This window comes from Verrucomicrobiia bacterium (genome assembly GCA_035574275.1).
In the GTDB taxonomy this organism is placed as follows: domain Bacteria; phylum Zixibacteria; class MSB-5A5; order DSPP01; family DSPP01; genus DSPP01.
The window spans coordinates 1-1,430 of record DATLYY010000050.1 but is presented as its reverse complement, the minus strand read 5'-3'; the positions used below and the strand labels follow the sequence as shown (position 1 = coordinate 1,430).

3 protein-coding genes are annotated in these 1,430 nt (G+C 52.2%); all 3 read right to left on the bottom strand.

Translation table 11 applies throughout. The features are described from left to right. Nucleotides 1-243, bottom strand: a 243-nt coding sequence (locus tag VNL73_07475; GenBank protein ID HXF49249.1) for a hypothetical protein, incomplete at its 3' end; no start/stop codon positions are given. Continuing rightward, entirely contained in the window at nt 213-839 is a 627-nt protein-coding gene (locus tag VNL73_07470) for a hypothetical protein (protein ID HXF49248.1), read from the bottom strand. The genes VNL73_07475 and VNL73_07470, both read right to left, overlap by 31 nt. 24 nt (nt 840-863) lie before the next feature. Further along, nucleotides 864-1,430, bottom strand: a 567-nt coding sequence (locus VNL73_07465) for a hypothetical protein (protein ID HXF49247.1), incomplete at its 5' end; no start/stop codon positions are given.

Genomic DNA, 1,430 nt, shown 5'->3' with positions numbered 1-1,430 from the left:
AGGTTCCCACCTAAATTCCCAATTCTCCCGAATCCCGTCTCCGTTCAAGTCCAGGTTCAAAAAGTACGGCTTCCAGTTAACGCGGTCAAAGTAGCCGATTGTCGTGTAGTTAATCCCGTCCGGCGACATCTGGATGGTGTATCCTTCAAAATCCTTCTGGTTGGTTATCGGGTCTATCGCCTCCTCCGTCTCCCGCCCAAACCAGCGGATGGTTACTTCCCCTTCGCCGGTTGTAAATTCCACCTTCGGAAAAGGGGGAGGCATTGGCCCCCCCTAAAGTCCGGATTTCCATCGCCGTGGGCGCGTAGCGAGTCAAATATCGGCTCCCTCGGATCGAAAACGAAACAAAGAACAGGGGAAACAATGTTCTCGTTATCAAAAACTCTTCGGGCCATGCGCGAGCTTTCGATTAAACCGCGGAAGTCCAGATGCGAGCGGTAATCGCGAATCCGAGCCGGATCCAGAAAATCGGACGGATTGGGGAACTGTGAGCTGAAATTGGCCGGGTCAATGTGGAGACGTGTACCCCCAAATACGGCGATCGTCAAAGGAATGCTCTCTCCAATGTCCAAATCAAAAGGTCCGGTGGAAAGTAAAAACCGGGAATCGGCACCGTCCGCTATGTCGATGGCAGAAACTTGTGGCACGAGCGGGGGCAGCCATCCGCTTTGAAGCGAACTATCCACAAAAATGTCCGGATTGGCTATCGCACTCATCACCTGGTCGTAATCAACTTCTTGGTTGGACAAATAATGGTACTTCATCACGTCGCCTACGGGCTGGCCGCGCCCTCCATAAATGCTGGTCTGGCCGGGTGTGCGTTGCGGCCCCCAATCCAAAATACCGAAGTCATCAGGAACCCACTAGTTGAAAGCAACCGGCGAGGGAAAAGTAAAAAGGCGAATTGCCTGCTTGGCCCGCAGAAAACGAACTCCAAAAGCTCCACTCGGATTGTTCGAGGAAAAGGAATAATCGGTTCCCGTCTCCGGATCGCCGTCGTTGTCGTAAGCATAGGCCATATAGAGCGTCTCGCTGCAAATCAACGAGGTTGGCGGAATCAGCGGGTTATAATTTCCTCTCGCAATACTCAGAAAAGTCTGTCTGATGAAACCGACGTAATCGTCAAGGTGAGTGGCTTTCCCGGCGTTCCGATTGCCGACATCCGGATCGAAGTAGAAACCGAAGTGGGCTTTTTTTATTGGTTCAGTTCCTTCATTTGTAACGGTAAAATCCAAAAGCACCCAGTCCTTTCCCCAATCCGCCGTCCAGGAATAGCTTTTTTGCTCAACTCTCAACCCCATCGGCTTGTGCGGCTTGCCGTTTTCGGGGTCCGGCGTCGTGACCAGACGCGGGTCTTTCAGGGTGTCGTAATACACCGCAATGAAATCCATATCCGAAATCGCATCCGGGCTGTAAAACGGGCTGGAACT